We start from the raw sequence: 21,940 nt of genomic DNA, 5'->3' as shown, positions 1-21,940 counted from the left end.
GGAGGGGTGTCCTATGCAGGATAAACGCTTCTATCCGTATCTGTTTCTTCATGCGGGTATTGTGACTTTATGGGTTATATTGGATAGAACACATAAAGGAATTGCGAATGACGGAGCCATCAACTTATTGTCGATTGCCGTCTTGCTTTGTTATTTCAATCTGCTCTATCTTCATGTAATGACATCACGGCGAAAGGCAACAATATCTGAATGTGGCTGGAACCTGCTTTCTGTTTCCTTTATTGCGGCGCTGATGTATGATGGATTTTCCACCTTATACACGGGTGCATTTCTGGCTTTTGCATTGATTATCGGAATAATGCTGGTAAGAACTGACGCAAGCCGGGGTAAAATGGTTCGCTTGCTGTTTGGAATTGCGGCTATCATACTGTCGTTTTTCAATTTCCAAATTCTCCCTGCTATAACTATGTTAGTTGGAATGTTCATGGGAATTTTCCTTGATTATAGATATATAAATTTGAAACAGGTTAATATTCTTCCGATTGCCCAGAGGAAAGCAAGATATGTCCTCGCTTTTATGATTCCCTTGTTTACAGTCGTACTTTATTGCTTTGATTTGTCCACCCTACAAGTCAATGTATTTTTTCAGCTTATAATGCTTTTATTTGAGGCTTTTGCTGTCATTCATCTTGGCGACATGGAGGCCCGTTACAAGGAGTTGACAAAGTATTATGAATTAACGAACTATATTGCAAATGAGAGGGAAGATTTCTCAAGACTGCTTCATAACGATGTGCTTCAAGACATTGGAGGTGCCAAAAATCTCCTGTCGCTTCGCTCACCAGATGTTGATGAAACAAAAAGGATATTGTCTGATTTGGAATTGCGGGTAAGAAATATGATGAATTTCTATTCCTCTAATATCTTTTCGTGGTATGCTTCATGGGAACATATCGGATATATGCTTGACGCGATTAAGAAGCTGTACCCAAAGAAGAATATACTTGTAGATTTCACGATTGACAGCGAAGCAAGGATTGCTTTGAAAAAAGATAACAGTTTGGAACAGACCATGCAGATAATCAAAGAACTTGTCAACAATGTTTATAAACACGCTGCCGCTACTTTTATCCATTTGGAAATCGCGCTAAATGAAGAAAGTAAACTCGTAATTACCTGTCAAAATGATGGAGCGAAACCAAATGACATTGAAAATATTCTTTCTTCCAAAGGTGGTATGCTGTTCTTGACGGTGTTGATAAATGGGAATGGTGGTAACATTCAGTATTTAGAGAAAGATGGTATTTTAACTGCAACGGCAGTTTTGGGGAGAAAAAATGAAGATATTACTATTTGATGATCACAGGATATTTGGAGAGAGTTTAAGCAAACTTCTGGAAGATTGGGATGAAATCTCTATCTGTCGCTATGTAAGTAATGAAACAGAGTTTTGGAATATTCTTTCCGTAGACGAATGGGACATTGTATTACTTGATGTCAACCTAAGAGAGCAGTCAAAAAGTTCTGGCATTGATCTGATAGAAACGATATATAGTAAAAAGCCAAAAATAAAGGTGGTTATGCTATCCTCTTATGATATGCCAGTTTATAGACAGGAGGCACTTAAAAAAGGCGCCGTAAGTTATATTGATAAGTCTGCTTCTGCTGACGAGTTGGTAAAAAAACTCACAGCTATTAGTAAAGGTCACAAGTCCACTGTGTCCCCTTTATTAGATTGTCTAACAGATCGTGAAGTAGAAATTATTAAGGCGATTGGAACAGGGAAAACAAAACATGAAATAGCAAAGGATTTATATATCAGTGAGAGAACTCTTTATAATCATATCCAAAATATTTATGAAAAATTGGATGCCACAAATTCTATTGAGGCGTACAACAAAGCTATTATTTTAGGATACATTAACCCTTTAATGTAACCCAGTGATAGAAAACGCCGAGCGCAGGGGCTGTCAAAGCCTCTGCGTCCGGCATTTCTTTTTGTTCGTTTTCCCGCATTTAGAACCCCGTTTTAAGGGGAACAGGATAACTTTATCCACCTGCCTGCCGACTATGCGGAAAAACCCTTGATTTCCGTGGACTTTTACCGTCCTAAATGCGTAGACAGGAGGTATCTTTTCCGCTGGCGTTCCGCCTCTTTCTTCCGGCGTACCTGCACCGCGCAATCCGGGCAGTATTTGGCCCGGTTGGAGTTGGGTGTAAACGCCGCCCCGCAGACGGCGCAGCGTTTGATCTCGTCCCGGCCTTTGGTGATCTCGGCACACAGGGCCGCGTCCAGCGGCAGGACGGCCACCTTGAACCACCGGCACAGCAGCGAATAGGAAATACTCTGCACACAGACACATTCCTCCCCATCGTCCAGCAGGAGGCAGTTTCCGTTACAGTAGTTGCAGCACTCATGGGTGAGCCTGCGGGCCTTGCGGTATTGGGGATAACTCATTCTCGGTATGTTCATCGTTCCTGCGTATGCTCCTTTCCCGGCGCTGTCCGCAAAATGCTGTCTACATTCTGTTTGACAATGCCGTATTCTTTCAATTTTTGTTTCGCTTCGCTGTACTGTGCGGACAGCCGTTCCCGTTCTGCGTCTAGTTTTTTATACTTGGGTTTGAGGGCGTACAGATTGGGGAGCTTTGTGACCCCGGCCTCTTTGAGCGCCTTTGCCGCCGCCTCATACAAGATCAATTGGCTTTCATGCTGCCGCCGGAACGCGGCCTTGTCTTTGGCATTTCGCAGTTCCAGCGCCACAGGCCGCAGCCCCTTATAGGTGGAAATATGCTTTATCAGCAGCGCCATATCCACAAGGCGACGTTCTGCGTCTTTCAGGGCGGAGGCCGCCGCGTCATTTGCCGCGCTGATCTTGGACAGCCTGCTTTCCAAGCCCTAGTAGCTGTCGATCTGGTGTTCCGTCAGGAAGTTTAAGGAATTGGCGGCCTGCTTCAAGTTGTGCAGCTTCGCCCACCGCGCATAGCCCGCCGATTGCTGGGCCTTGATGTTGTTTTCAAGCTCAATCCGCAGGGAGATTCCCTTATCCACTTTCCGTTTCGGCCCTCTGTCCACGGCCAGCCCCTTAATGCGCCGGGTAATGGCTTCTTCGGTGTAGTCCTCGCCCAAGGTTTTGCAGCGGGTGAAGCGTTCCTGTCCGGGGGAGCGGAATGAAATAAATTTCCCACGCTTTATCTCGTAGCCCTGTGCCTCCATGAGCCGCAGGAGGCCGTCAAAATCTTTGGCCTGCGGGATAGCTGCGTCAATGGCGGTTTTCAGTTTTGCTTTCCAGCTCTTGCCCTTTTTCTGTGCGTCCCACTCGGCGTAGGTCTTGCCCTTGCCCTTGCCGGGCTTTACCACAGACAGGCCGTGTTCCTTGCACAGCCGGTCGCTGGTGAGCCGGATAAAGGCATAGGTCTGGCGGTTGGAAATGTACTTGCGCTGGTTCGCCATATCCACGGCGCAGAAAATGATGTGGTTATGCAGGTGGCCCTTGTCAATGTGGGTGGTAATCACATAGGGGTACTTGCCTTGCAACACTTCATCGGCAAGCTGCCGCCCGATCTCATGGGCCTGCTCCGCTGTGGTTTCCCCCGGTTCAAAGGCTTGTATCAGGTGGTGGGCCAGATTGTTGCCCTTTTGGTACGCCTGATCTAACAGCATTTGAAATTCAATATCCGCCGTTTCATAGGAACAGCCATAGGAAGAAACGAACAGCTTTTCATCGGTCTTGTCCGGGTTCTCGATGTAGTCCAGGGCTTTTTTCAGCGTTGACTTGATAGGATGGATCTTTGTAACTGCCATATCTGTGCCAGCGCCCCCTTGATGTCCTCGATGTCCTGCGCGTACACCGGCCCCATGCTGTTCAACCGCTTTGCAATCTGATTGACGTTGACGCCGATCTTTTGCAGCTCTGCGGTCTGCGCCCGGACGGGGTCGGTGTCGATATGGACGATATAGCCGTCAATCAGCATTTTCCGGGCGTAGGCAGAAAAGTTCTTTGTGCCAAGCTGGGCCATCTTCTGCTGGATCAGCGCCCTTTCCTCCGGCGTCACAGGGACGCGCAGCACAATCTTCCGTTTTCGGTTTGCCATTTCCTCACCGTCCTTTCATTCAGGGGTTTGGGGATTTCCCCAACAAGCAACCGGCTCCGGCCCGCAGGGAGGGATGGGGCCGGTGTTCGGGAGTGTGGCTACACTCCCTATGCTTGCTGTTTTTCTTTTCCTCCGCATATAGAGCGAACAGAACGCCCCATTTTACCCGCAAAACCGGAATTTCCGGGAAAAAATCTGTAAAAAAATAAGAGGCCCTTTCGCGGCCTCCATAAAAAGCAAAACAGAGGATGTTTTATTCACCCTCCGTTTTCCCGTCGATTTCATTCAATTTGATTGCCCCGTCAATGACGCCCTCGACGATAGGCAGGTATTTTTCCGGGCAGAGCTGCAACTTGTGGCTTGTCCGCTGACCCTGTTCGCTGTCCTCCCTGATTAAGCCGGGATTGAAATAGCGTTCCGCTGGCAGCTTGCACAGCCGGATAAGCTGCATAACAACCGGCACACTCGGTATAGTGCCGCATAGTTCAATGTTGGCAAGATAGCGCGGGTCAATTCCCACCCGTTCCGCCAATTCCCTGCGGGACATTCCTACGGCTTCCCGTGCCTGCTGCACGTCCGCCCCGAAACTTTCAAAACCGGGACAATCTTTTATATTCGGCATATCATATCACCCAGTTACATTCTATTGTTCATAGAGTGCGCCGGGAATGATTTGATATGCGTTTTATCTTCATTTTATAATTCTTCCCAGTGCTATTTTTGTAAAGTGTGTTCTTATAATTTATGAACCAACGGGAGCATATTTGAGCTATTGAGAGTGGAAGAAAATTTTTGAGATTGATATACTTAAAAATCGAAAAGGGGTACAAAATTTTTCCGTATCCCTTTTCTAAAGAAAATAGGTTAGCATTTTCTAACCAAGAAACGGAGGAACAATTTATGAATCAACAATCTTCTAAATTGCAGGCAAAAGACCTGATTACCATAGGTATTTTTACTGCAATCTACTTTGTAGTCTTTTTGGCTTGCGCTATGTTAGGGTTTATTCCAGTTTTCTTGCTGGCTATGACATTCTATGGCCCAATCATTACCGGGATTCCTTTCATGCTCTACTTAACCAAAATCAAAAAATTTGGTATGGTAACAATTACAGCGATTATCTGTGGGATTCTCATGTTTGTATTTGGCATGGGATATTTTACAATGTTTACCGCACTGATCTTTGGCCTTGCGGCTGATTTCATTTTGAAAGCCGGGAACTATACCAGCAAAAAGAATACGACATTAGCCTACGCTGTTTACAGCATTTGGTTTATTGGCAATTACATACCGCTTTATCTGACGAGGGAATCCTATTTCGCAGATTTAGTGTCTGGTTATGGACAGGAATATGTTGATACGCTTCGCGCCTATACACCTGGCTGGATGTTCCTTGTTTTACTGGCGGCTTGCTTCATCGGCGGATTGATCGGAGCCGCATTGGGAAAAGCTGTTCTGAAAAAGCATTTTGTCCGGGCAGGTATTGTTTAAGTGTCTGCTGGTCTGATTTCAGGCAACGAAAATACAGTACGCTTTACACTTGACCCACGCACAAAATTGGCTCTTGTAGCCACAGTATGCACCATTATGATAAGTGGCAGGGTTGGTGGAATCATGACCGTCATTCATCCTGTGCTGGCGTTGGTTCCATTTGCCCTGCTGCTTTTGTCTGGCCGTGTAAAAGCTGCTATTTCTTATCTCTTAGCTTATGCCGCCGCATATAGTATGATTTCTTTCGTTATGCCTGTAACAAGTGGAATGATAAGTATTCTGATCGGAGCAACCGCTGGCATTATTTACCGAATGATGCCGAGCCTGATCACTGGATATTTTGTGGTAAGTACAACAAAGGTCAGCGAGTTTAACGCAGCTATGGAACGTATGCACATTTCCAATAAAATAACGATTCCTATGTCAGTTATGTTCCGTTTCTTTCCGACCATTAAAGAGGAGAGCGCAGCAATCAAGGACGCTATGCACATGAGAGGAATCAATTCTTTGCGTAATCCTATGGAAATGTTGGAGTATCGTATGGTTCCCCTTTTAATGTCAGTTGTAAAAATCGGGGAAGAATTATCTATTTCCGCACTGACAAGAGGACTAAGCGGAGATACAAAACGCACAAATATTTGTGAGATCGGTTTTCATCTTTCTGACCTGTTGTGTTTTCTGTTATGTATTGCCTGCTGGATATGCTTTGTGCTTCATGTAGGGGGTATGATATGATTCAACTTGAAAACGTGACCTTTACTTACAATGGAAGTGAAGAAAAAGGGAACCTGAAAAATATCAATCTTTCCATCCGGCAGGGAGAAGTCATACTTCTCTGCGGAGAATCCGGCTGTGGAAAGACTACGCTGACACGATTGATAAACGGGCTTATTCCGTGGTATTATGAGGGAGAGTTAAATGGGATTGTCAAGGTGGACGGCAAGGAAATCCGGGAGCAGCCATTACATATTTTGAGCCGGAAAATCGGTTCTGTCTTTCAGAATCCCCGCAGCCAGTTTTTTAATGTTGATACCACCAGCGAGATTGCGTTTAGTTGTGAAAATCAAGGACTTCCAGAAGATGAAATCCGTGAGCGAATCCATCAGACGGTTTCTTTGTTTCAGATTGAAAATCTGATCGACCGGAATATTTTTCATTTATCAGGTGGTGAAAAACAAAAAATCGCCTGTGCGTCTGTATCTGCCGGGGAACCTGAAATTTTTGTTTTGGACGAACCATCTTCCAATTTGGATGTAGCGGCGATTGAGGACTTAAAGCATATCATTTCATGCTGGAAATCTGCTGGAAAGACTGTCATTATCGCAGAACACCGGCTCTATTATCTTATGGAATTGGCTGACCGCATTATTTATATGCAAAACGGTGAGATACGCCGTGAATGGACAACGGCTGATTTTTTAGGACTCTCCCAAAGGGAAGTAGAAAATTTAGGGCTGCGGCCCGCCAGTCTAAAACAGATTTATGAATTGCATATAGAAAAATCCTCTGGTTCCGGCTTCTATCAATTAAAGCAGATGGATTTTGCCTATAAAGGGGAACAGCAATCGTTACATATTCCTGCGGTGAATTTTACAAAAGGGACAGCGATTGCAGTCATTGGTAAAAATGGCGCGGGAAAGAGTACCTTTCTCCGCTGTCTGTGCGGTTTAGAAAAAAGATGTTCCGGGGAAGTGCAGGACAATGGAAAATCGTACTCTTTGCGTAAATGGGCGAAAAACTGTTATCTTGTTATGCAGGATGTCAACCATCAGCTATTTACAGAGAGTGTGTTTGATGAAATTGTTTTGGGGGCTGATAATGCAGACACAAATAAAGTAGAACAGGTTATGGAACGTCTTGACCTCATTTCGTTTCGTGAAAGACATCCTATGTCATTATCTGGTGGGCAAAAACAACGGGTAGCCATAGCCGGTGCTATTTTTTCTGATAAGAAAATGCTTCTATTAGACGAGCCTACAAGTGGCTTAGACTTCCGACATATGGAACAGGTGGCGGAACTTATGCAGCAGCTTAAACAACAAGGAAAAACGCTGTTGATCGTGACACATGACCCGGAATTTATTCTAAAGACCTGTGACAATATTATCCGTATAGAGGACGGAACAATCGTAGAGCAATACAGCCTCGATACTGCTGAAATGGGAAAGCTGTTCGATTTTTTCCACTTATATTAGTGATAGAAAATAAGTTAGAAAGTAAGGTGACGGAATGGGTGAAACGAAAAAAAAGCCGTATTATAAATCAGATACTTGCGAAGTGAGCCGTATGGAAAATGAAACCGGCGACGGGATTTCTACGGCCTTTCGGGTGTTCCCCGGTATTTATCTGCTTCATTCTGATTTTCATATGCAGGAGTGTCCTACGGTTAAAAGTGACGACGTTGATATTCTTTGGCTGGATTTTTGCAGGGAAGGCCGTGTAGAATGGGAAATTTCCAAGGATAAATATGTTTATCTGGAATCAGGAAACTATGTGATTGATATTCGGGCGGGACGTAAATTTACCCTCCACTTTCCAATGGGACATTACCACGGAATCAGCCTGCGTATTCACATGAAAGAAGCAAATCAGGCGTTGGCAGACTTTATAAAGGGTGTAAATATTGATATTTATACCATCAGGGATAAGTTTCTTTCGGAGGGGCAGCCCTTTATTACAAAAGGAAATGAAATCATCCATCATATTTTTGAGGAAATTGAGCAAGTACCGTGGGATAGCAGTGGCGAATACTACAAGATCAAAGTATTGGAAATCCTGTTTCAGTTAAAAAACATGGAACGCCCCAAAGAACAGATCGAGAGGCCCTACTTTGTGAAACAGCAGGTTGAAATTGTGAAAGAAATACGCGATTTTATTACCGCTTCTCCAGAACAGCATTATACGATGGAGGAATTGTCCAAACGGTTTGAAATACCTGTTTCCAGCCTGAAACGCTGTTTTAAGGGCGTATATGGAACGGCAATCTATTCTTTCATGCGTTCTTACCGTATGGATATGGCAGGTCATTTGCTGGCGGAAACCGGCGAAACCGTAGCTGCGATTGCGGCTGAAGTGGGTTATACAAATTGCAGTAAATTTTCAGAAGCATTTAAGGAGGCCACGGGAATGACGCCGATTGATTACCGTAAATTCAAAAGCCATCGGGAGTAGGTTTGAGCCGTAGAGAGTGGATGAAAAAAACAAATACCAGTACAATAAGTGGTAGGTTAGAAAGAGCTAATCTATCACTTATTTTTTTGATTGTGAGGTGTTCAAAATGAAAACTTCTGACAGTAGAACAAAGTTGCTGACAGAACGCCCAATACCTCTTATGATTTCCCTTTGTGTTCCTGCGGTAATCGGTATGTTGGTAGTTGGGCTGTACTCTTTTATGGATGGAGTATTTGTAGGACAAATGGTAGGTACAGCCGGTGTAGGCGCGGTATCTGTTTCCTACCCGTTCACTTTGATTAACAACGGGCTTGCGATTATGGTAGGCGTCGGCTCCGCTTCGGTATTATCACGGGCTATCGGGAAAAAAGACCAGGCCACCGTTGACAAAATCATGGGTAACTTGATTATGATGATTGTTGTCTGCTCCCTGATTATTACTGTGATCGGAACGGTATTTACCCGTCAGATTTTGCTTCTTTCCGGCGCTTCCGGGGAAACTCTGTCCCTTGCGGTAAAGTATCTTAGAATTGTCTTTTTAGGCTCTGTATTTGTAAACTTCTCACAGGCGGCAAATATGGTAATGCGCGGTGAGGGCTTATTGAAACGCGCCATGACAATTATGGGAATCGGCGCAGTTTTGAATATTGTCCTTGACCCTATTTTGATTTCCCTGCTGAATCCATTGGGAATGGGAATTGAAGCGGCAGCTTATGCAACAATCTTCTCCCAATTTGTTCAGGCGGCAATTACACTTTGGTATTTCGTGAAAAAGAGCAAAAATGTCCGTATCTGTAAAATCCGGTTTGAGCGTACTCTGGTGCCAGAGATTGTCGGCGTGGGAATTTCTGCTATGTTAATGCAGGTTACAACCTTGCTTCAGCAAACAGTTCTCTATAACGTAGCCGCTAACTATGGCGGTGATACATGGCAAACCTTATTAGGTGTTGCCCTGCGTATTCAGTCTTTTGCCTTTATTCCTGTTTGGGGAATCAGCCAGGGATTCCAGCCCGCCGCCGGGACAAATTATGGAGCAAAACAATATGACCGGGTAAAAACGCTCGCAAAAGTTTTTATGATTGGCGCGACGTTAGTTTCACTCCTGTTCTATATTCCCATTGAACTTGCGCCGAAAGCTGTTATGTCTTTGTTTATTACTGACCCGGCGATTGTAGATCAGGGAGTGGCAAATTTCCGTATCTTCTTTAGTTCTTATATTTTGCAAGGCTCCATGATTGTGATTATCACGCTGTTGCAGGCATTGGGACGGGCGAAAAAAGCCAGTATCATGTCGCTTCTTCGGCAGATTGTTCTTTTTATCCCATGCGTCATGATTTTGCCTATGATTGCTGATATGGGTATCAGAGGCGTTTGGGCGGCTCCCGCAGTAGTGGATGTCATTATTTTTATTATCTGCGCCGGAATTGCGGTTATTGAATTTCGCAGAATGTCCCTATTGAAAAAGGAGGTGTGCTGAAATGGAACAGAAAAAACAATCTTTTATGCAGGCATTGGATGAATTTATACGCCCTAATCGTCAAGGCTATCTATTTTCTGTACTTACCAGCATTTTAGGCGTGGCTTGTAGTATTGTTCCCTATATTTGCGCTGGCCAGATTATAACGGAACTGATTCAGGGCCAAACATCTGTGCAGAAAATTTTACCGTGGGTATTATTTGCACTTGCAGGATATTTCCTAAAGGTATGCTTTTCAAACCTATCAACTTCTCTGTCGCACAAAGCTACATTTTCTACATTGGAGGCTTTAAGAAAAGCTATGGTAGAAAAATGGCAGCGCGTCCCTATGGGATATTTTCAAAATAATACTCTGGGAAGTTTGAAAACATCCTTTGTTGATCGTATCGACAGTATGGAGCCAATTTTAGCTCATATGTTCCCGGAAATGACAGCAAACCTTTTGGTTCCTGTCGCTATTTTAATCTATCTGTTTTTGTTGGATTGGCGTATGGCATTAATTTCTTTAATTGTTCTTCCCATAGGTTTTGCTTTACAGATGGGATGTATGAAAGGATTTGCAGAGAAGTATAAAGAACAGATACGAATTACAAAGAAATTAAATACAACACTTGTTGAATATGTCAATGGAATTGAAGTTATAAAAGCCTTTAATCAGTCGGCTGCATCTTATCAAAAATTTACTGACGCTGTAAATGAAAACGCAGCATTTTATGTAAATTGGATGCACGACACGCAAAAAGATATGGCAAGTAGCCGCGCTGTTATGCCTACGGTTCTCGCTACGGTTCTTCCCTTTGGCGTGCTTTTCTACTTGCAGGGTTCTCTTTCTGCGTCTGCCTTTGTTATGATTATGATTCTATCATTGGGAATTATAAAACCGTTATTGGCCGTTGTAGATTATACGGATAATTTTGCTATGTTAGGTACGATTGCCGGGGAAGTCCGCACAATATTGGACGCGCCGGAGCTGATACGCCCAGCACAGGAAATCAAGATAACAGATACAGCAATTTCTTTGGAAAATGTTCGGTTCCATTATAATGCAAATACAGAAGTTTTACATGGAATTGATTTGAACATTATGCCAGGAACAGTAACTGCGTTAGTCGGAGCGTCGGGCAGCGGGAAATCGACGATTGCCAAACTGATTGCAGGTTATTGGGATGTTACGGACGGTTCTATTAAGTTAGGGAATATTGATCTGCGAAATATTCCTGCGGAGCAGTTGACAAATCTTATTGCTTACGTTTCGCAAGACAATTTTCTCTTTGACGATACCATCCGCGAAAATATCCGAATGGGAAATCCAAAAGCCACAGATCAGCAAGTCGAACAAATGGCGAAAGCGGCAGGATGTGATGAATTTATCCGTGAGCTGCCCGCTGGTTACGATACAAAGGTTGGAGAAAGCGGCGGCCAGCTTTCCGGCGGAGAGCGCCAAAGAATTGCGATTGCCCGCGCTATGATGAAAAATGCGCCAATTATTATTCTCGATGAGGCGACCGCCTACGCTGACGTTGAGAATGAAGCAATTATGCAGGAAGCGATTGCAAAGTTGATTACAGGAAAAACCTTGCTTGTTATTGCACATCGGTTGTCTACAATTACGGACGCAGACAATATTGTAGTTGTTGAAAATGGTAAAATCGCGGCTCAAGGCCAACATTCTTATCTCTTAAAAAATTGTGACTTGTACCGCAAAATGTGGGCGGCCAATCAGGAAGCCGCAGATGAAAAGGAGGCGGTATTATGATTCGGACATTAAGAAAAATATGGGCTTTCTCTGGTTCCAAAAAAGGCGTGTTGGCAAAGGCTCTTATTGCAAGTATATTAAATGCTGTTTTTGAATCGCTGCAATTCGGAGCTATTATGATTGCGCTTCAAACGATTTTAGGAAATCAGATCGTTAGCCATCCTGTTTTCGCAATTTCTGGCATTATGCTGATTAGCATTTCAGGAAAAGCTGTTACTGGCTTTTTCAGTAATCAGGGCATGACAGAAGCAGGCTACTATATGTGTGCTGAAAAAAGAACACATATTGCAGATTTGATGAAATATGTACCTATGGGCTATTTTAACAAAACAAGCATGGGGAACATTACCGCTGTACTTACTTCTGTTATGGGAGATATTGAAAATACGGCTCCCCGTTCCTTAATTCTGATGTTTGGCGGCTTTATTCAGGCTGTTATTGTATCTGCTGCATTACTATTTTTTGATGTGCGGATTGGTCTGGTAATGCTTATTGGGATTGTATGTTTCTTGTTTGCTACTTCTCTCTATAATAAGCGTGTAGGTAAAAATGCCCCTCAAAAACAAAAAGCGCAGACAGAACTTGTAAAAAATACAATGGAGTTTTTAGGAGGAATCAGTGTTATTAAATCCTTTGGGCTAAAGGGCCGTAATTCTAATATTATGCGTTCTGTTGAAAACAGTACAAAGGAAAACCTGAATCTGGAATATGCGATGATCCCTTTTACCATGTTTCAGGAAATGATTCTTTATGTGTTTGATATAGCGATTATCGCATTGGCAATCAGTTTTTATTTTTCTGGCACAATGGCTTTAGCAGACTGTTTGTTAATGATTGTTGCTGCGTTTATGGTATATGCTTCTCTGCTCTCGGCTGGAAATATGGTTGCAGCATTGGGCCTGATGGATGTCGCTATGGAGCAAGTAGAAGCCCTTGATAACACGCCGCGTATGGACTTTAATGGAAAAGAAATCTCGGTAAAAAATACAGATATTACTCTCTCTGATGTTTCCTTTTCCTATGACAAGAGCGAAACCTTACAACATATATCGTTCCGTATTCCAGCCAAAAGTTTTACAGCGATTGTAGGGCCATCCGGCAGCGGAAAGTCAACCCTTTGCCACTTGATTTCCCGATTTTGGGATGTGAACCACGGCAGCATTAAGTTAGGCGGAATTGACATCCGTGATTATACTCTGGATAGTTTGCTGGCGAATATAAGCATGGTCTTTCAAAATGTTTATTTGTTTCAGGATTCTGTAATAAATAATATCCGCTTCGGAAAAACAGACGCTACAATGGAGGAAGTAGAAGCGGCTGCGAAAGCAGCTTGTTGTCACGATTTTATTATGTCTTTACCCAATGGATATGAAACAATCATTGGTGAGGGCGGCTCTACTTTATCTGGTGGAGAGCGTCAGAGAATCTCGATTGCCAGAGCTATTTTGAAAAATGCACCTGTGATTATCCTCGACGAAGCGACTTCCAGCATTGATCCAGAAAATGAGCGACAGCTTCAAATGGCGATTGAGGCATTAACAAAAGAAAAGACAGTGATTATGATTGCACACCGTTTGAAAACGATTCGTGGTGCCGATCAGATTATTGTGCTGGACAAGGGAAAGATCGTTCAGACTGGTACGCACAAAGAATTGCTTGCACAGTCGGGAATTTACTCTGATTTTATCACAATTCGGAAAAAAGCAATCGGTTGGAAACTGACTTAACTATGAAAACGAAAAATGAAAAACTACGAATAGCCTTGCTTAATGCCGGTAAAAATGAATTTTTGGCACATGGATATAGATCTGTTTCTATAAGAAATATAGCAGCAAAGGCAGGGGCCACAACAGGGGCTATCTATGTATATTTTGAAAATAAGGAAGGTCTATTTCATGCTTTAGTAAAAGATACCGCCCAAGAGTTATTGGCATTTTGGAGACAAATGGCCGCCCGAAGTACACGGATTGTAAGAAATGGTTGTGGTTATGTATTATGAGAAAGAAAAATATGATAAAAAATTCGAACTGCTTTGGCGTAAGCTGCAAAAAGAAAAACTGGTCAAACATTCGCTGGAAGAAATTAAAAATTCAGATCTATTCAAATATTCTCCATATAAAGAATTGAACGACAACCAGCGGAAAGCAGTCGAAGATATACTTGCGTAGATTGAGAGTGGAAATGTGAATCGTGTAGTGGTAAATGGAATGCTGGGAAGTGGTAAGACAATTGTGGCGGTATATCTTATGAAATACCTGGCAGACAGCGAAGAATTTGCCGGGAAAAAGATTGGATTCGTTGTGCCGCAGACTTCGCTCAGAAAGACGATGAAGTTCATCTTCCGAAGTATTTATGGATTGACGCCATCACAGGTACTGTCCCCGTCTGATATTACGAAGAAACAATATGATATCTTACTGGTCGATGAAGCACACAGACTTCATCAATATAAAAATATTTCCTATAGGGGAGCTTTCAAGAAAAGCTGCGAGCGGCTGGGCATGACGACGGATGCAGACGAATTAGACTGGATATTAGAACAATCAAAGTGTGCAGTGTTATTCTACGATTACAATCAGGTGGTTGGTCCGTCGGGCATTGATTATGAGAGGTTCGAAGAAAAATGAGAAATCCATATAAAAAACATACGATATCGTATTTCACCCTTGCAACGCAGATGAGGGTGCAGGGAGGTAATGACTATATTGCATTCATAAAGGATCTATTGGCCGGAGCCGCTGACCGGAAGTATCATTCGAAAAAATATGATTTAAAATTATACTCTGATTTTTCAAAAATTTGAGAAAGATATGTATGCCAAAGAGGAAGAAACAGGGCTTTCCCGAATGGTAGCAGGATATGCATGGCCATGGATCAGTAAAAATGACCGGAGCAAAAAGGACATAGAGATACAAGGTGTAAAACGAATGTGGAATCATTGTACAGAAGGATGGGTTCATACAAGAGAAGCAATCGATGAGGTGGGATGTATTCATTCCATTCAAGGTTATGATCTGAACTGTGCGTTTGTTATTCTCGGAAATGATATTGGATATGATAAAACAACAGGACAGATCATTATCCGGCCAGAATGTTATTTTGATAAAAATGGTAAAATAACGGCATCATATGAAGAACTGAAAGAATACATCACAAATGTGTATTATGTGCTGATGACCAGAGGAATCAAAGGAACATATTTGTATGTGTGCGATGATGAATTAAGAGAATATTTTGGTAAATATATTGAAGAGGAAAATTAAAATGACAGAAGAAACAATCAAAGAAATATTAAAATTCAGGGACGACAGAGATTGGAAACAATTCCACAATCCGAAAGATCTGGCAATCTCCATTTCGTTGGAGGCAGCAGAGCTACTGGAAGTATTCCAGTGGAGCGGTGCGGATATCTCAAATGAAGGAAAACAGGAAAAGATAAGAGAAGAACTGGCGGATGTTGTGAATTATTGTGTCTTGATGGCAGATGCCTGCGGACTGGATCTGGATGAGATCGTGCGGGAGAAGATCAAGGTGAATGCAAAGAAGTATCCGGTGGAGAAGGCTAAGGGGAAGAGTGCGAAGTATGATAAGCTGTGATTGAACCGGAGGTATAGAAAATAGTCATTGACAGACATTTATACATGAATTATTATTTTAATAACGCAATGCGTCTGGAAGGTGATCTGATGAGTCGAGGAAAAGAAGTAAAAGAATTACGGGAAAAAATGGGAATGAACAGGAGAGAGTTTAGTGATTATTATGGTATACCGTATCGTACTATTCAAGATTGGGAAGCTGAGAAGAGAGAACTTTCGGAGTATCTTTTACGTTTGATGAAATATCGGGCGGAAGTGGAATATATGATGAAAAATAAGTCGTAAGACTTATTTTTTTACTGATAATATAACGCAACGCGTTAACTATGAGGAGAGATAAAATATATATGAAGAAGGAAAATATTATTGACATAATTACAGATGAGGATGGAAGAAAAATAGTTGTAATTACAGATATACGATTTAAAGGGAAGAGAAATATCGATTGGGAAGATGTTGAAAATTATTTGAAGGAATATGTAGGAAAGTGTTATGAAGTTGTTGAAACAGCGGATCAAGTCTTTATTGGAAATGATTTTCCGGCAGAATTAAAAGGATCTGAAGATACAAAACGATTGTGTGGTGCTAATGCAAAAGCCAAAGCAAATGCGACACAGAAAATTCCTACGTTATTGAAATGTGCAACTAACAAACGATGGCAGGAAAATTTTAAGGGGAAGCATAAAGTTGATGCAAAATATGGCTGGTATCGTTTTACAACTAGGTTTGCATTACCTGTTTATAGTAGTGATTTAAAAGAGGTGGAACGATTTAATATATACAGGATAGAAATGTTAATTCGGCATGCAGCTGATGGAAATCTATATTTATATGATATGGTGAATATAAAAAAAGAAACGAGCACCCCGCTTAGGCAATAGCCGTACGGTAACAAACCCATTTCTTGTATATAATATTAATCTGTTTGTTAACAAAAGTCAACTATAAAAATCAAAAAGATGAAAGTTGTGAAGCTTAACTCAGTACAGTATAATTAATATATCATTTCAATTCAAAACATAATGTAAGGAGCACCCCTATGTCCACATCCCATAAAGAAAAAATAATCCGCGTCCTTCAACTTTTCCAGACCACCGATGAGAAGACGCCGATGAATGCAGTGCAGATAAGCCAGAAACTGGAAGAAGAATACGGAATGGAAAATGTACACCGTACATCCATTTATGACGATGTGCGTTTGTTGCAAAGCTGCGGTTATCCGATTAAGCAGGCAGAAAATTCACATAAAGGATGGTATATGGAGAAACATTTGCTGGAAGACTGGGAAATTAAGCTGATGTTAGATTCGGTGCAACAGGCAAGGTGTGTGTCCGTTCATGAAGCGAATGAGATTCGAAATAAGCTGTTAAATCTGACGAGTCAGAGAGGACGAAGCCGATTTTCGCATATGATTATGCCGCTGCCCGGAAATGTCAGGGGTGTCGGTCAGACCGTTAGAAAAAGGAAAGTATAAAGCAGTATTTAAAAAGATGGACAGCGTGACATTGGTTGGCTGGTTTGTACAATATGCGAATAGATTTAGAGTCATATCACCGGAGAGTCTGAAAGGTAAAATTATAGAAAATTTAGAACAGGCACAAAGCATATATAGTGAGTAAGAAAAGTCCTACATATAATATGTGGGATTTTTTTGAAGTAAGATACATAAGTGTTGCGATATTACGACAGTAGATTTGCTAAAATGATAATAACTATGAATGATACGACGAGAAATAGAGTTTATAAATGTAAATGCATGTGGAGTTTTTGAAGATGGGAGTAGATGAATGGAAGAAATAGTGACAATTTTATCAACAAGAGAATGGGCAATTGCCATATGGGGTACAGGATTCTTTGTATGGATGTTGACTCAAAGGGAAATCCGTAAAAGTTTATGGAACGTTATTAAAATCCTCTTAGGCAAAAAATTAAGACACTTTTTTCTGATAATTGCTTTATATGTGGCGGGAATAACCATGATATTTTATCAGTTACCATTCTGGAATAATATATATTTAAAAGATATTATGGTTGATCTTTTCTGGAATATCATATTGTGTGAATTCTATTATAAAGGGTGATGCAGAGCATTTGAAAAGCACAGTGAAAGATAACTTTAGAGTAATAGTTATTTTCGAATATTTTATTGGAACATTTACATTTAAATTTTGGATTGAAATGTTGATTATTCCGGTAATAACAATATTAATACTTATGAATGTGGTAGCAGAATCTGAAGAAAAATACAGGAGAGTTCATAAGCTAATAGATATTGTGCTGGCATGTATTGGTTGGTATATGCTTTGGGGTGCCGCGAATGTTGGATTAAAAGAGTATAAAGAATTAAATGCAATCAATACACTGGTTAGTTTTATGATTCCAATAGTATATACAATTTTAATCTTGCCGTTGGAATTTGGACTGGAGATATATTCTGATTATGAACAAGTATTTGTCAGGATGAAATTTCGTGATAACCAAGATAAGAAGATTCAAAGGAAACATCGATGGAGAGTGATTCGAACTTGTAAATTATCACTTCGGAAAATATTGTTGTTCAGAAAAGAATATGTGAATAAAATGTATGGTTTAATGTCAGAAGAAACATTTGATAATATAATGAGAGAATTCAAAGAAGAGAGTGATAAGTAATAAAAGGTGAAAAAAGATAATGGTTATTAAGTTGCTGAATGCTTTGTGAAGGAGAGTATACTCTTTCTTGTATCCATCCACTCCCATGCAGTATAATATTGGAACAAGTATCACACCCTCAGGAGGCAACCGTGAACGCAAGAAACGAAACCACAAAATCAACCACAACACTGGACTACTACAACAAAAACGCAAAAAAATTCATCACCGGCACTAGATTTGTAGACTTCGGAATCGTGCAGAATCGCTTCCTGGACAAACTGCATCCGGGAGCGGAAATCTTGGATTACGGCTGCGGTTCCGGCCGCGATACAAAATATTTCCTGGAGCAAGGCTGCAAAGTCACTGCCATAGACGGTTCACAGGAACTATGCAAACTCGCAAGCGAATATACAGGCATTCCGGTAAAGCACATGCTGTTCCGGGACCTGGATGAAAAAGAAGCCTACGACGGAATCTGGGCATGCTCGTCAATCCTTCATGTTCCGGCAAATGAACTGCGAGACATTATAAAGAAGATGGCAAACGCTCTTCGAGCCCACGGAATCATTTACACATCCTTCAAGTACGGGACATTCGAAGGGGAACGAAACGGCAGATATTTTACGGATATGACAGAAGAGACATTTGCAAAATTGATTCAGGATATGGATGAATTAGAGATAGAAGAACAATGGATTACATCAGATGTACGTCCGGGGCGGGGAGAAGAAAAATGGCTCAATCTAATTTTGAGGAAAGAATAGATACATATGAGATCGAATCTACGAATGTAATGACCGGGGACAGAGACCGGAGCCGGTATCTATATTATCAATTGAAAATGAGTATGGCAAAGGCGAAGCAGATTGATATCATCGTCTCATTTCTGATGGAATCGGGTGTGCGGATGCTCTTAAATGATATGAAGCGGGCGCTGGAGCGGGGCGTGAAGATCCGTATCCTGACGGGAAATTATCTGGGAATCACACAGCCGTCGGCTTTATATCTGATCAAGAGCGAGCTCGGCGACCGTGTGGATCTGCGCCTGTATAATGAAACATCACGCTCATTTCATCCAAAATCTTATATCTTTCATTATGAATCTTCGAATGAAATATACATCGGATCATCGAACATTTCCAAAAGTGCGTTAACTTCAGGAATCGAATGGAATTACAGATTCAGTGATACACTGGACAAAAAGAATTATGAATTGTTCTATGCTACATTTGAAGATCTGTTTCTGAACCATTCGATCATTATAGATGATGAAGAATTAAAACGATATTCCAAGGCATGGAAGAAGCCGGCGGTGTCCAAGGATCTGGCGAAATATGACGCTGCAGAAGAGAATGAGGACAAGAATGCTGAAAATGTCCGAATGATGTACCGCCCGCGGGGAGCGCAGATAGAGGCGTTGTATGCGTTACAGGAAAGCCGCATGGAAGGTGCGGCGAAAGGACTTGTATATGCGGCCACCGGAATCGGAAAGACATACCTTGCTGCATTTGATTCGGCAAAATATGAACGGGTGTTGTTCGTTGCACACAGAGAAGAAATCCTGAAGCAGGCGGCGGTTTCTTTCAAAAATGTGCGGAACTCGGAGGATTATGGATTCTTTGACGGAAAAGAAAAAGATACGGATAAATCCGTCATTTTCGCATCGGTAGCGACACTCGGAAGACCGGAATATTTGAATGAGACATATTTTCCGGCAGATTATTTTGACTATGTGATCATTGATGAATTCCATCATGCGGTTACAGATCAATACCGGAGAATCGTAGAGTATTTTCAGCCGCAATTTTTACTGGGATTAACAGCAACACCGGAAAGAATGGACGGAAAAGATATCTACGAAATCTGTGATTATAACGTGCCATATCAGATTTCCTTAAAAAAAGCGATCAACAAAGGAATGCTCGTACCATTTCACTATTACGGCGTGTATGATGAGACGGATTATTCCGGACTGCGGATCGTGAAGGGCCGCTATGATGAGCGGGAGCTGAATCAGGCTTATATCGGAAATGAAAGAAGATATAATCTGATTTACAAATATTATCGAAAATATCGTTCTTCGCGTGCAATCGGATTCTGCTGTTCCAGACGGCATGCAGAAGACATGGCAAAAGAATTCTGTCAGAGAGGAGTCGCATCCGCAGCCGTATACAGTGGTGGAAATGGAGCATATGCCGAGGAGCGTAACGAAGCTATCCGCAAATTGAAGAACGGAGAGATACGGGTGATCTTCTCTGTGGATATGTTCAATGAAGGTGTGGACGTGCCGGAGATCAATCAGGTCATCATGCTTCGTCCGACAGAGTCGCCGATCGTGTTCATCCAGCAGCTTGGCCGGGGACTTCGAAAAGCTGAGAACAAAGTATATGTCGTTGTATTGGATTTCATCGGAAATTATCGGAATAACTTTATGATTCCGATTGCGCTGTCCGGCGACCGCAGTTATAACAAGGATAATATCCGCCGTTATGTCACGGGGGGCGGCAGAGTGATTCCGGGGGCGAGCACGATTCACTTCGATGAGATTTCCAGGAAGCGGATTTTCCAGGCGATTGATAATGCGAACTTCAGCGATATCAAATTAATCCGGGAGAATTATACGAATCTGAAGAATAAGCTAGGGCATATCCCGGCACTTGCGGATTTTGATAAATATGGGGAAATGGATGTGCTGCGGATCTTTGATAATAACAGTTTTGGTTCGTATTATAAATTCCTTGTGAAATACGAAAAGGAATATACCATCCGGCTGTCAGAAGACGAAGAAAAAGCAATCGAATTCATTTCCAAAAAGCTGGCAAGTGGCAAGCGGATTCATGAGCTGGAATTGTTGAAACGTACGTTGCAGTATCACCATGGAATCATTGGGCGTCTGCAGAAGCATTTATCCGAGAAGTATCATTGTGAGATGGACGAGTACTGTACGGAAAATGTGATCAATATGATGACCAATGAATTTCCGACGAGCGCAGCAAAGAAGACTTACGCACAGTGTGTATTTCTCAAGAAGGAACAGGATGATTACGGCATTTCCGATTCTTATGAGAAAATGTTACAGAATCCGGAATTCTGTGCGATTCTGGAGGAACTGGTAGACTTCGGAATCTCGAGATATAAGGTCAATTACAGTTACCAGTATCAGGATACGAATCTAGTATTGTATCAGAAATATACATATGAGGATGCCTGCCGTCTGTTGAACTGGGAGAGAAATGAAGTGCCGCTGAACATCGGCGGTTACAAATATGATAAGAAGACTAAGACATTTCCGATATTCATTAACTACGATAAGCAGGACAATATCAGCGATACCACGAAATACGAAGATCATTTCGTAGCAGAGAACCGGCTGATCGCGATTTCCAAAAGCGGAAGAAGCATGGACTCGGAAGATGTGCAGAATTTCCTGAACGCAACAGAACGTGGCATAGATGTGCAGCTGTTTGTGAGAAAGAATAAGGATGATAAGATATCCAAGGAATTCTATTATCTGGGGCGTGTGATCGCGACCGGGAATGCGAAGCAGTTTGTGATGCCGAATACGGATAAGACGGCGGTGGAGATCGAATGGGAGCTGGAGACTCCGGTGAGAGAGGATATTTACCAGTATATTGTGAATGAAATGAAAAAGAACTCAAATTTGAAGTATAAATTTGAGTTCTTTTTTAGTTCATAAGAATAATATTTGAGTTTCTTGCATAAACTTAAATATAGTGCTAGAATCTAAAATATAAATGGA

The 21,940-nt window shown here is 41.9% G+C and carries 26 protein-coding genes and 1 pseudogene; 23 read left to right on the top strand and 4 right to left on the bottom strand.

All coding sequences use genetic code 11. The features are described from left to right. The first annotated feature begins 13 nt into the window (after positions 1–13). Positions 14–1,318, top strand: coding sequence for a hypothetical protein (locus C7E02_RS15395; RefSeq protein ID WP_105310052.1), 1,305 nt, complete (start codon positions 14–16; stop codon positions 1,316–1,318). Further along, positions 1,299–1,898 (top strand): response regulator, encoded by a 600-nt coding sequence (locus C7E02_RS15390; RefSeq protein WP_029731095.1) that lies wholly within the window; start codon positions 1,299–1,301, stop codon positions 1,896–1,898. The genes C7E02_RS15395 and C7E02_RS15390 overlap by 20 nt, the downstream gene beginning before the upstream one ends. Before the next feature lie 164 nt (positions 1,899–2,062). Here C7E02_RS15390 and C7E02_RS15385 read toward each other — a convergent pair whose 3' ends face one another. From C7E02_RS15385 to C7E02_RS15370, 4 genes and pseudogenes are all read right to left on the bottom strand, one after another. Then, a complete protein-coding gene (locus C7E02_RS15385; RefSeq protein ID WP_008689659.1) occupies positions 2,063–2,434 on the bottom strand; it encodes a cysteine-rich VLP domain-containing protein in 372 nt (123 codons plus the stop codon). Next, a pseudogene (locus C7E02_RS15380) lies at positions 2,431–3,765 on the bottom strand (relaxase/mobilization nuclease domain-containing protein). The gene C7E02_RS15385 and the pseudogene C7E02_RS15380 overlap by 4 nt, the downstream one beginning before the upstream one ends. Next, positions 3,726–4,055: a plasmid mobilization protein gene (locus C7E02_RS15375; RefSeq protein ID WP_105310051.1), complete on the bottom strand. Its 330-nt coding sequence runs from the start codon at positions 4,053–4,055 to the stop codon at positions 3,726–3,728. Before C7E02_RS15375 ends, C7E02_RS15380 begins: the two are co-directional and overlap by 40 nt. Positions 4,056–4,308: 253 nt before the next feature. Then, positions 4,309–4,677: a helix-turn-helix domain-containing protein gene (locus C7E02_RS15370; protein ID WP_105310050.1), complete on the bottom strand. Its 369-nt coding sequence runs from the start codon at positions 4,675–4,677 to the stop codon at positions 4,309–4,311. A gap of 278 nt (positions 4,678–4,955) precedes the next feature. Between C7E02_RS15370 and C7E02_RS15365 the strand changes: the two genes are divergently transcribed. The 21 genes from C7E02_RS15365 (at position 4,956) to C7E02_RS15290 (ending at position 21,877) form a co-directional block, all read left to right on the top strand. Continuing rightward, positions 4,956–5,546, top strand: coding sequence for an MptD family putative ECF transporter S component (locus tag C7E02_RS15365; protein ID WP_028085898.1), 591 nt, complete (start codon positions 4,956–4,958; stop codon positions 5,544–5,546). After that, positions 5,547–6,281: an energy-coupling factor transporter transmembrane component T gene (locus tag C7E02_RS15360; protein ID WP_105310049.1), complete on the top strand. Its 735-nt coding sequence runs from the start codon at positions 5,547–5,549 to the stop codon at positions 6,279–6,281. After that, positions 6,278–7,741 (top strand): ABC transporter ATP-binding protein, encoded by a 1,464-nt coding sequence (locus tag C7E02_RS15355; protein WP_105310048.1) that lies wholly within the window; start codon positions 6,278–6,280, stop codon positions 7,739–7,741. Before C7E02_RS15360 ends, C7E02_RS15355 begins: the two co-directional genes overlap by 4 nt. A 34-nt stretch (positions 7,742–7,775) precedes the next feature. Beyond that, positions 7,776–8,717: a helix-turn-helix domain-containing protein gene (locus tag C7E02_RS15350; protein ID WP_105310047.1), complete on the top strand. Its 942-nt coding sequence runs from the start codon at positions 7,776–7,778 to the stop codon at positions 8,715–8,717. A gap of 106 nt (positions 8,718–8,823) precedes the next feature. Continuing rightward, positions 8,824–10,194, top strand: coding sequence for an MATE family efflux transporter (locus C7E02_RS15345; protein ID WP_028085902.1), 1,371 nt, complete (start codon positions 8,824–8,826; stop codon positions 10,192–10,194). 1 nt (position 10,195) lies between these two features. Beyond that, positions 10,196–11,950: an ABC transporter ATP-binding protein gene (locus C7E02_RS15340; RefSeq protein ID WP_105310046.1), complete on the top strand. Its 1,755-nt coding sequence runs from the start codon at positions 10,196–10,198 to the stop codon at positions 11,948–11,950. After that, positions 11,947–13,677, top strand: coding sequence for an ABC transporter ATP-binding protein (locus C7E02_RS15335; protein ID WP_105310045.1), 1,731 nt, complete (start codon positions 11,947–11,949; stop codon positions 13,675–13,677). The genes C7E02_RS15340 and C7E02_RS15335 overlap by 4 nt, the downstream gene beginning before the upstream one ends. Positions 13,678–13,679: 2 nt before the next feature. Further along, positions 13,680–13,949: a TetR/AcrR family transcriptional regulator gene (locus C7E02_RS15330; RefSeq protein ID WP_105310044.1), complete on the top strand. Its 270-nt coding sequence runs from the start codon at positions 13,680–13,682 to the stop codon at positions 13,947–13,949. Next, positions 13,939–14,118, top strand: coding sequence for a hypothetical protein (locus C7E02_RS19920; RefSeq protein ID WP_242978931.1), 180 nt, complete (start codon positions 13,939–13,941; stop codon positions 14,116–14,118). Before C7E02_RS15330 ends, C7E02_RS19920 begins: the two co-directional genes overlap by 11 nt. 15 nt (positions 14,119–14,133) lie before the next feature. Continuing rightward, positions 14,134–14,577 carry a DNA/RNA helicase domain-containing protein gene (locus C7E02_RS19915; protein ID WP_242978929.1) on the top strand — a complete coding sequence of 148 codons (444 nt, stop codon included), beginning with the start codon at positions 14,134–14,136 and terminating at the stop codon, positions 14,575–14,577. Further along, positions 14,574–14,753 carry a DNA/RNA helicase domain-containing protein gene (locus C7E02_RS19910; RefSeq protein WP_242978928.1) on the top strand — a complete coding sequence of 60 codons (180 nt, stop codon included), beginning with the start codon at positions 14,574–14,576 and terminating at the stop codon, positions 14,751–14,753. Before C7E02_RS19915 ends, C7E02_RS19910 begins: the two co-directional genes overlap by 4 nt. Before the next feature lie 7 nt (positions 14,754–14,760). Continuing rightward, positions 14,761–15,213: a DNA/RNA helicase domain-containing protein gene (locus tag C7E02_RS19905; RefSeq protein ID WP_242978926.1), complete on the top strand. Its 453-nt coding sequence runs from the start codon at positions 14,761–14,763 to the stop codon at positions 15,211–15,213. 1 nt (position 15,214) lies between these two features. After that, positions 15,215–15,547, top strand: a complete 333-nt coding sequence (locus C7E02_RS15320; RefSeq protein ID WP_006426869.1) for a nucleotide pyrophosphohydrolase — start codon at positions 15,215–15,217, stop codon at positions 15,545–15,547. A gap of 44 nt (positions 15,548–15,591) precedes the next feature. Further along, entirely contained in the window at positions 15,592–15,831 is a 240-nt protein-coding gene (locus C7E02_RS15315; RefSeq protein WP_242978924.1) for a helix-turn-helix domain-containing protein, read from the top strand. Between the two features lie 62 nt (positions 15,832–15,893). Next, positions 15,894–16,427 (top strand): hypothetical protein, encoded by a 534-nt coding sequence (locus C7E02_RS15310; RefSeq protein WP_105310043.1) that lies wholly within the window; start codon positions 15,894–15,896, stop codon positions 16,425–16,427. A gap of 158 nt (positions 16,428–16,585) precedes the next feature. Then, on the top strand, positions 16,586–17,020 hold the full coding sequence (locus C7E02_RS15305) for a hypothetical protein (protein WP_105310042.1): 435 nt from the start codon (positions 16,586–16,588) through the stop codon (positions 17,018–17,020). Further along, entirely contained in the window at positions 16,977–17,165 is a 189-nt protein-coding gene (locus tag C7E02_RS20720) for a hypothetical protein (RefSeq protein WP_442873153.1), read from the top strand. The genes C7E02_RS15305 and C7E02_RS20720 overlap by 44 nt, the downstream gene beginning before the upstream one ends. Before the next feature lie 168 nt (positions 17,166–17,333). Further along, a complete protein-coding gene (locus C7E02_RS19900) occupies positions 17,334–17,627 on the top strand; it encodes a hypothetical protein (protein ID WP_242978922.1) in 294 nt (97 codons plus the stop codon). Further along, positions 17,605–18,198, top strand: a complete 594-nt coding sequence (locus tag C7E02_RS15300; RefSeq protein ID WP_242978920.1) for a hypothetical protein — start codon at positions 17,605–17,607, stop codon at positions 18,196–18,198. Before C7E02_RS19900 ends, C7E02_RS15300 begins: the two co-directional genes overlap by 23 nt. A gap of 131 nt (positions 18,199–18,329) precedes the next feature. Next, positions 18,330–18,944 (top strand): class I SAM-dependent methyltransferase, encoded by a 615-nt coding sequence (locus C7E02_RS15295; RefSeq protein WP_242978913.1) that lies wholly within the window; start codon positions 18,330–18,332, stop codon positions 18,942–18,944. Further along, complete coding sequence (locus C7E02_RS15290) at positions 18,914–21,877, top strand: DUF3427 domain-containing protein (RefSeq protein ID WP_105310040.1); 2,964 nt, start codon at positions 18,914–18,916, stop codon at positions 21,875–21,877. The genes C7E02_RS15295 and C7E02_RS15290 overlap by 31 nt, the downstream gene beginning before the upstream one ends. Positions 21,878–21,940 lie beyond the last annotated feature (63 nt).

This window comes from Dorea sp. Marseille-P4042 (genome assembly GCF_900290215.1).
Lineage (GTDB): Bacteria > Bacillota > Clostridia > Lachnospirales > Lachnospiraceae > Dorea > Dorea formicigenerans.
The sequence above is the reverse complement of the archived record's forward strand: the minus strand, read 5'-3'. Positions and strand labels throughout refer to the sequence as shown.